The 6,199-nt window shown below is 59.1% G+C and carries 5 protein-coding genes and 1 pseudogene; 1 reads left to right on the top strand and 5 read right to left on the bottom strand.

The window, feature by feature from the left end; all coding sequences use genetic code 11:
• The 3 genes and pseudogenes from AC5LBQ_RS05835 to glyA form a co-directional block, all read right to left on the bottom strand.
• Window positions 1-118: pseudogene (locus tag AC5LBQ_RS05835) on the bottom strand (ornithine carbamoyltransferase); the annotation flags it as partial.
• 527 nt (window positions 119-645) lie between these two features.
• Entirely contained in the window at window positions 646-1,548 is a 903-nt protein-coding gene (locus AC5LBQ_RS05830; RefSeq protein WP_493264894.1) for a bifunctional methylenetetrahydrofolate dehydrogenase/methenyltetrahydrofolate cyclohydrolase, read from the bottom strand.
• Window positions 1,545-2,837: a serine hydroxymethyltransferase gene (gene glyA / locus AC5LBQ_RS05825; protein ID WP_295027208.1), complete on the bottom strand. Its 1,293-nt coding sequence runs from the start codon at window positions 2,835-2,837 to the stop codon at window positions 1,545-1,547. Before glyA ends, AC5LBQ_RS05830 begins: the two co-directional genes overlap by 4 nt.
• A 264-nt stretch (window positions 2,838-3,101) precedes the next feature.
• On the opposite strand from glyA, the gene AC5LBQ_RS05820 reads away from it, so the two are divergent.
• Window positions 3,102-3,656: a hypothetical protein gene (locus AC5LBQ_RS05820; RefSeq protein WP_295027209.1), complete on the top strand. Its 555-nt coding sequence runs from the start codon at window positions 3,102-3,104 to the stop codon at window positions 3,654-3,656.
• Between the two features lie 10 nt (window positions 3,657-3,666).
• Here the strand turns inward: AC5LBQ_RS05820 and AC5LBQ_RS05815 are convergent, their stop codons facing one another.
• Both AC5LBQ_RS05815 and ispG read right to left on the bottom strand, forming a co-directional pair.
• A complete protein-coding gene (locus tag AC5LBQ_RS05815; RefSeq protein ID WP_295027211.1) occupies window positions 3,667-4,776 on the bottom strand; it encodes a Dyp-type peroxidase in 1,110 nt (369 codons plus the stop codon).
• A gap of 198 nt (window positions 4,777-4,974) precedes the next feature.
• A complete protein-coding gene (gene ispG / locus AC5LBQ_RS05810) occupies window positions 4,975-6,135 on the bottom strand; it encodes a flavodoxin-dependent (E)-4-hydroxy-3-methylbut-2-enyl-diphosphate synthase (RefSeq protein ID WP_374043472.1) in 1,161 nt (386 codons plus the stop codon).
• Window positions 6,136-6,199 lie beyond the last annotated feature (64 nt).

Genomic DNA, 6,199 nt, shown 5'->3' with positions numbered 1-6,199 from the left:
CCTCGCGACCTTCCTTCTTCGCGGCTTTCAGCTCAGCAGCCAACTCCAGCAACTCCAACCACTCAGCAGGAGTAAAATCGAGTTCTTTCAAAAAGTGACGACCGTGAAAATCAGTCATGATTATCCCTTCCATAACTAGGTAATTATCCAGATTCGGGGGAAGGAGCTTTCTGGATTGTCCAAAAATTCCGCATTCCTCCCAAGCACGTCTTTTGTGCGTAGGTTTAACAGCCCCTCGAAACAAGAATGATGTTACCTCGGCCATGTCACTGAGCACAGGGGATGTGGCCCTTATTGTGAGCAAAATTGAAAAATAAACCCTCCTATATCCGGTCTAAGCCGGGTAAATAACTCGAGTCGACAGGGCGCTATCCGACCCTAAACGGCGATAACGTCGTCTTTTGCATTTTTGAGCTTGAGAAGGATTTCAGCAGGCACCATGGTCTCAATCCGCACTCTATGCGAAATTACTGACAAATCTGCCCTCTGATGTTCGGAAAGGGTCTTTTGGAAGGGAATCTGAGATTCGGCCATCTGTTGAGCTTGCCGAACACGCGAATACGCAACTTTGTTTCGTTAAAAGAAACCTGCTGCGGTGACAGCCCGAAAAAATCAGCCTGTCACCGCCGTTAGGGAGATTAAGATTTAAATCCCGGCCGCGCGTTCCGCGGCTTCGACCACGTTGACCAGCAGCAACGCCCGGGTCATCGGCCCAACCCCGCCGGGATTCGGCGTCAACCAGGCGGCCACCCGGTCGACCCCGTCCGCCACGTCACCGTGCAATCGAGACTTGCCGGTATCCGGGTCGATAACCCGAGACACTCCCACGTCAAACACAGCAGCGCCGGGCTTGACCATGTCCGCGGTGATAATGCCCGCGACCCCGGAGGCAGCCACGATGACGTCCGCTTGGCGACATTTCGCAGCCAGATCCTGGGTGCCGGTATGGCACGAAGTCACGGTGGCGTTGACATCTTTACGTCCCAGCAGCAGCCCGATGGAACGACCCACCGTAGTGCCGCGCCCCACCACGCACACGTCTTTACCGTTGAAATCCAGACCGAAACGACGACCCAGTTCGATGACGGCCCGGGGAGTGCAGGGCAAAGGCGAAGTTATCGGCTCTGACACCCGCAACACCAGACGGCCCAGGTTCATGGGATGCAGGCCATCGGCATCTTTATCCGGGTCGATAGCTTCCAAAATCCGGTTCGTGTCCATACCCTTAGGTAACGGTAGCTGCACGATATATCCCGTACAGGCCGGGGCTTGGTTCAACCGTTGCACCGCCGCCATGACTTCGTCTTGGCTGGCGGTGGCAGGCAAATCGACCCGAATGGACTCGATGCCGACCTCCGCGCAGTCCCGATGTTTACCAGCCACGTAGGTTACGGAACCGGGATCCTCGCCGACCAGGATAGTGCCCAGCCCGGGAATAACCCCGCGCTCACGTACCGCGGCGACACGCGCCTGCAACTCGGCTTTGATAGCACCAGCGGTGGCTTTGCCGTCCAGGACCTGAGCTGGCCCCTCCCAGGGCGCCCTCATTGCACCAGTCCCGGATAGAGCGGGAAGGCTTCGGTCAGTTTCGCCACCCGAGCCCGATACTTGGCCACGTCCACCGCGGATTCGCCCGCGGCACCGTCCACCAGCACAGAAGCGATGATGTCGGCAACCTCGCGGAACTCCGCCTCGCCAAAGCCGCGAGTAGCCAGAGCCGGGGTGCCGATACGCAGACCGGAAGTGACCGCCGGGGGACGCGGGTCGAACGGCACTGCGTTACGGTTCACGGTAATGCCCGCTTCATGCAGCAGGTTCTCGGCCTGTTGCCCGTCCAGGTTGGAGTGAACCAGGTCAACCAGTACCAAGTGAACATCGGTGCCGCCGGTCAACAGGTCGATGCCCGCCGCCTGGCAATCGGGCGCCATCAGGCGTTCGGCCAAAATTTGGGCGCCTTGGATGACGCGCTGCATCCGCTCTTTAAACTCAGGCGTGCCGGCAATCTTGAGCGCCACTGCTTTCGCCGCGACCACGTGCATCAGGGGACCACCCTGCTGACCGGGGAAAACGGAACTGTTGATCTTCTTGCCGAACTTTTCCCCATCACGGGACAGAATCAGACCCGAACGCGGCCCGCCAATGGTCTTGTGAATGGTCGTGGAAACCACGTCCGCGTAAGGCACCGGGGAGGGGTGCAAACCAGCGGCGACCAGACCCGCAAAGTGTGCCATATCGGTCCACAGATAGGCCCCGACCTCGTCCGCGATAGAACGGAAAGCCGCAAAATCCAGGTGCCGCGGATAGGCGGACCAGCCGGAAATAATCACATCAGGGCGCTCGGCCAACGCGAGTTCCCGCACCCGATCCATGTCGATACGCTTGGTATCCGGTTCCACTCCGTAGGCTGCGACCTGGTAGAGACGACCACTAAAGTTAATCTTCATGCCGTGAGTGAGGTGACCGCCGTGCGCCAAGCTCAGGCCCATAATCTTGGATCCGGGCTTAATGAGCGCGGAAAGCACCGCCGCGTTCGCCTGGGCGCCAGAGTGGGGCTGCACGTTCGCGAAATCGGCTCCGAACAGCTTTTTGGCCCGCTCAATGGCCAGGGTCTCAGCGACGTCAACGTTTTCGCAGCCGCCGTAATAGCGTTTGCCCGGATAGCCTTCGGCGTATTTGTTAGTCAAAACGCTGCCCTGGCATTGCAATACGGCGCGGGGCACAAAGTTTTCCGACGCAATCATTTCCAGGGTGTCGCGCTGACGATTCAGTTCAGCATCCAGCACGGCCTGGATTTCCGGATCAACCTCAGAAAGGGGCTGGTTCATGACTTCAGTCATAGTTCCTCCATAGTTTTGCGAGCACAACCCAGGCGTCCGATTGTGTAAATGCGCTCCCCGGAGGGTTATTCCTCCTGCCCACTGTCCCCGCGAAACAATCCGGGGTCTGGTAGGCATCGCCAGTCGCTGCCTTTACAAGGTTACCAAAAAATTTATCTCCCCCCACACCTCGCAATTCCGGTGGTTCGGGCGAAAACTGGGGTTTCCTGGGCAAACCGGGTCCGCCGGCACCGCAAGGGGGCGAAAGTTTGTTAAAATCCAGTCATGAGTTCGTTGTCGGCGCCGTATTGGGGAATGATGATACCCGCTCAGGTCATTCCTCAAGACAAGTGGACAGCTACGCAAAACCTGGTCTATTTCCTGATAGTGGTGGGCACTATCGCTCTGACCTTGGGTGTCGTGTGGCTGATTCGTCACTTCCACGGCGACACCGTCATTCCAGACGCAGTCCCCCGGCACGACGAAATCAAACTCATTTATGAAGAGACCCTCTCTGCGGCGGACCGTGTCATCGTGCGGGATAACCAAGTCATTGAGGCAGTGCGCTACATCCCGAAGGATCCGAACCTGGTAGCACCGCTGCAGCAGTGGCGTGACAAGCGGCGCGAATGGGCTGGCGAAATGGCTTTCCTGGAGTCCTTGGGGAAAAATCCCACACCGGAAACACTGACGGACACCGATAACGCGGAAACCCTGCGGCGCCTACACGGCTTAGCGCAGGAACTCGAAGCCTCTCAACGCGGGCTGCTGCGCGCCATTCGTCAGTCCATCGCCACCGGGACCGAAAATTTGCCCCTGGGTACGGACGCGAACTCGTAAACGCTCTGGCCTATTTTTCCAGCAAACCCTGTCCCCAATAGGTTTCCGCGCTGGTTCCCGGAACAATCCAGTAAACTGCCGAACCGATGTGGGAAATAAACTTGTTCAACAAGTCGTGCATATCCAGGCGCTTTTGAATGGCCGTGAACTGATAATCCGGGTTGCGCTGGAAAGAAATCCACACCAAACCGCTGTTGGTCAGGTCAGACTGTCCCGGTTCCGGGGCATCGTCGTAGGCAAAAGCGCGGCGACGCAGCTTGTCGGAACCGTCATCTTCATGTTCGCGGGACAGCGCCAGGTGAGAGCGCCGATCAATGATGAAGTTACCGGCTTCGTCTACCGCGTCCATGTCCTCCTCATCGAACTCGCCACCACCGCTCAACGGACCGCCATCGGAGAGTTTGCGGCCGATGACGCGCTCCCGGGCGGGACGGTCCAGTAATTCCCACGGATCGAGGAAGTTTTGAATCCGGCGCAGCACCATAATGGTGGAACCGTCCAGGTAGGCCTGGTCGCCAGAGCCGTCCAACCACACCTGCTCGGAGAATTCCTCCGCGGTGGACGGGTTCACGGTGCCGTCAACCTGACCGAACGGATTTCGCGGGGTCGTGCCGCGCGGGGCTGAACCGTAGGCGTAAGTGAAGCCCTTTTGCATCCATTGCAACGTGGCTTTGCCTTCGCACTTGGCCAGGATCAGGCGACCGGCCGCGAACAGGGTGCCCGGGTCGTCGCAGCAAATCTGGAACACTAAATCGGTCTGACCCCAGCGTTCCTGCAGCTGGTCGAGTTTGAAAGCGGGAATGTCATGCAAGCCCTCGGGTTTTAGTTCCGGCTTACCCAAGAAATCAAAAATCCGCTCTCCAAAACCGCAGGTGATGGTGAGGTTAGCGGTGACCGCGACCATTTCCGGAGCTAGGAAGTTCGGAATCGGGTTGCCCTGGGTCAACTCGCGGGCTGTGGCAGTCAGGTCCTTGAGCAGCTCAATGAACGCCGCCTGGTCCAGGCTAGGTTCCAGGTTCATCCCCAAAACTTCCAGATGCGCCTGCGGAGGCTGTTCCACCCCGGACTGCACTCGGCCATCGAAAGGAATAGTAGCTTTTTGCAACGCGGTTTCAGACATTTTCCATAACTCCTCGGTAAATCTAAGCAGTAACTCTTATCCTAGCCTCTCGCCACCTCCCGGTTGCACCAAACCGGGAACCCCGCCCGACCGGCCTAGTGCCCCGAGCTACACAACCTCCGCGGATAACCAGCCGACTGCGCTTGCCAAAGCAAAACGCCGGAAACCCCCACGATACCGGCACCTCGCCGTGGGTCCTCAACCGGCTACGTTCACCTGGGGTTCACCCGCTTCCAAGCCCAGCTCCCGACCCAACCGGTTCGCTTCAGCTATCAGGGTTGGCACAATCTCCGCTTCCGGGACGGTCTTGATGACCTGGCCTTTAATGAAAATCTGGCCTTTGCCGTTGCCGGAGGCCACGCCCAAATCGGCTTCCCGCGCTTCACCCGGACCGTTGACAATGCAGCCCATCACCGCGACCCGCAGCGGGTAGGTGATGTCTTTCAGCCCGGCGGTAACCTCATTGGCCAAAGTGTAAACGTCGACTTGGGAACGTCCGCAGGACGGGCAGGACACGATTTCAAAGTTGCGTTTCCGCAGGCCCAGAGAACGCAAAATCTCTAACCCTACCTTGATTTCCTCGACCGGCGGGGCCGAAAGCGAAACCCGAATCGTGTCGCCAATTCCTTCGGAGAGCAACGCACCGAAAGCGGTAGCGGATTTGATGGTGCCTTGGAAAGTCGGGCCGGCCTCCGTCACCCCCAGATGCAGCGGCCAGTCCCCGTGCTGGGCCAACAGGCGGTAGGCCTGAATCATCGTCACCGGGTTGTGGTGTTTCACCGAGATGGCAAAGTCATGGAAATCCACGTCCTCGAACAGAGACGCCTCCCACATGGCGGACTCGGCGAGCGCCTCTGCGGTGGCTCCCCCAAACTTTTCGTACAGGCGTTTGTCCAGAGACCCCGCGTTGACCCCGATGCGCAGCGCGGTGCCGTGGTCGGTGGCGGCTCGGGCGATTTCGCGCACCTGGTCATCAAAAGCCCGGATGTTTCCGGGATTCACCCGCACCGCACCGCAGCCGGCCTCGATAGCCTGGAACACATACTTTGGCTGGAAGTGAATGTCCGCCACCACCGGGATGGTGGCGCGTTTACAGATTTCGGGCAGCGCCGCGGCATCGTCCGCGGAAGGACACGCCACCCGGATAATGTCGCAGCCCGCGGCCGTCAGTTCGGCGATTTGCTGCAGGGTCGCTTCCACGTCAGAAGTCAGGGTGGTGGTCATGGACTGGACGCTCACCGGGGCGTCTCCCCCCACGGCGACGCTGCCGACCTGGATTTTGCGGGTCTGATGGCGCGGCGCCAACGGTTCGCGGGCGGACAGAGACTTGGTGGGCATCCCCAGGTTTACTTCACTCACGGTTTCGATTATTCCACCTTTGCGTGGCACTCGCACCAGGCAGGATTCCCCGACAAGGTCGCTA

The sequence above is a fragment of the Mobiluncus sp. genome (assembly GCF_985070215.1).
This window is presented reverse-complemented; position numbering and strand designations above follow the sequence as displayed.

What these genes read in the sequence shown, in the direction of transcription:
- AC5LBQ_RS05830 (WP_493264894.1), bottom strand. Translation starts at nt 1,548, where the DNA reads ATGAGGGCGCCCTGGGAGGGGCCAGCTCAGGTCCTGGACGGCAAAGCC.
- glyA (WP_295027208.1), bottom strand. Translation starts at nt 2,837, where the DNA reads ATGACTGAAGTCATGAACCAGCCCCTTTCTGAGGTTGATCCGGAAATC.
- AC5LBQ_RS05820 (WP_295027209.1), top strand. Translation starts at nt 3,102, where the DNA reads ATGAGTTCGTTGTCGGCGCCGTATTGGGGAATGATGATACCCGCTCAG.
- AC5LBQ_RS05815 (WP_295027211.1), bottom strand. Translation starts at nt 4,776, where the DNA reads ATGTCTGAAACCGCGTTGCAAAAAGCTACTATTCCTTTCGATGGCCGA.